Raw genomic sequence first — 1,806 nt, 5'->3', positions numbered from 1 at the left:
GCCCCAGCTCGTGTAGCCAAATACATCTACACCATCTGCAATTGCTTCTTTTACTTGTTTAATATGTTCTTTTAAATAAGAAATACGATAATCATCCTCAATTTTATCGCCCTCCTCTAATACATCTAAAGCGCCATATCCATTTTCAGCAACAAATAATGGTTTTTGATAAAGATCATACAATTGGTTTAAAGCAGTTCGTAGACCTTTAGGGTCAACCTGCCATCCCCAATCACTTGTTGGCAAATAAGGATTTTTAACTCCTCCTGTAAGTAGATTTCCTACCGCTCCTTCGATTCTTTCTGGATGTGCACTGACTGCGCTAGACATATAGTAGCTAAAGGACACGTAATCAACCGGATAATCTCTCATAATTTGTTCATCTTCGGGTTCTGTTTCCAGTACTACATTCTTTTCTGCAAGCATTTTAGCTGTGTAAGCAGGATAATAGCCTCTCGCCTGAACATCTGTAAAGAACAATGAGGTACGCTGTTTATCTACTGTAGCTTGAACATCATCTGGATCACAGCTATAAGGAACAAGCAACTGATAACTAACCATGCATCCTACCATTGCTTTAGGATTACTCTCTTTGCATGCTTTGGTTGCAAGAGCACTTGCTACAAATTGATGATGAGCGCCTTGAAATTTTGCTTGTTCAATATTAGGGTGATTTTCCTCGATAACCCCTAAACTTACATATGGATGATGGGTCACACAGTTAATTTCATTAAAAGCCATCCAATATTTCACTTTGTTTTTATATCTGTCAAATACAGTTGAAGCAAAACGAACAAAGAAATCTATTAGTTTACGATTCACCCAGCCACCATACTTTGTTGAAAGATGTAGTGGCATTTCATAATGAGATAAAGAAACAACAGGCTCTATTCCATACTTATTCAATTCATCAAAAACACGATCATAAAACGCCAATCCTTCCTCATTGGGTACTAACTCATCACCATTCGGAAAAATACGAGTCCAAGCAATTGACATGCGATAAGCTTTAAAGCCCATTTCTGCAAATAATGCGATATCTTCTTTATAATGATGATAAAAGTCTATCCCATGTCTTTTGGGATAATATTTTTTACTTGCAGGATCTTGAGCTTCTTCTATTTGCTTATGAGTCATTAAATGCCACTGATCTGACCATTGCTCTTTCGGCATCTTTTCATCAAACGTATATACATCAGCCAGAGAAAGTCCCTTGACGCCAACATCACTTGCTCCTTCTAGTTGATTTGCAGCCGTTGCTCCACCCCACAAAAAATCTTCTGGAAATTTTGTTTTCATTTGAAACATGATAACCCTCCTATTAGTACATAGATCCTATGTCAACAAACTATTATTTTTATGAACAGAAATGCATTAAGAAACTCTAACAGGCTTTAATTGATGATCTCATCTTAGCTTGCAAGCGCCTTCTGTTCTTCTTTATATTTCTGATTGTCCATGATCTTAAAGAACGGGAAGTAAATAACAAAGGATACAGCAAACAAAATAAGTTGTAAGACGATCCCCGAGACACTGCCAGTCATCAGATATCCGCCTATAAGTATTGGCATTGTCCCAGGAGGCAACACACCAATGGGGCTCGCTACCCATCCATAATACATAGATAGGTTATCAACACGCTAATAACTGGTGTTATAAGAAACGGAATCAAAATGATTGGGTTTAATACGATTGGCATACCGAAGATTAACGGTTCATTGATATTAAATAGTCCGGGTCCAATGGCTAGTCGTCCCATTTGCTTCAATTGTTTACTCTTAGAAAAGAAAAACATTGCGAGTACAA

3 protein-coding genes are annotated in these 1,806 nt (G+C 37.5%); all 3 read right to left on the bottom strand.

Annotated features, from left to right (window positions below):
- Nucleotides 1-1,308: glycoside hydrolase family 1 protein (locus GRP75_RS25980; protein ID WP_202404324.1), on the bottom strand; the 1,308-nt coding region annotated here is incomplete at its 3' end.
- A gap of 104 nt (nucleotides 1,309-1,412) precedes the next feature.
- Nucleotides 1,413-1,544 (bottom strand): hypothetical protein, encoded by a 132-nt coding sequence (locus GRP75_RS30365; RefSeq protein WP_272917245.1) that lies wholly within the window; start codon nucleotides 1,542-1,544, stop codon nucleotides 1,413-1,415.
- 59 nt (nucleotides 1,545-1,603) lie between these two features.
- On the bottom strand, nucleotides 1,604-1,806 hold a 203-nt coding region (locus tag GRP75_RS30100), incomplete at its 5' end, for a PTS transporter subunit EIIC (protein WP_237449203.1).

The organism is Paenibacillus sp. OT2-17 (genome assembly GCF_009827695.1).
GTDB classification, from domain to species: domain Bacteria; phylum Bacillota; class Bacilli; order Paenibacillales; family Paenibacillaceae; genus Paenibacillus; species Paenibacillus polymyxa_B.
This window is presented reverse-complemented; position numbering and strand designations above follow the sequence as displayed.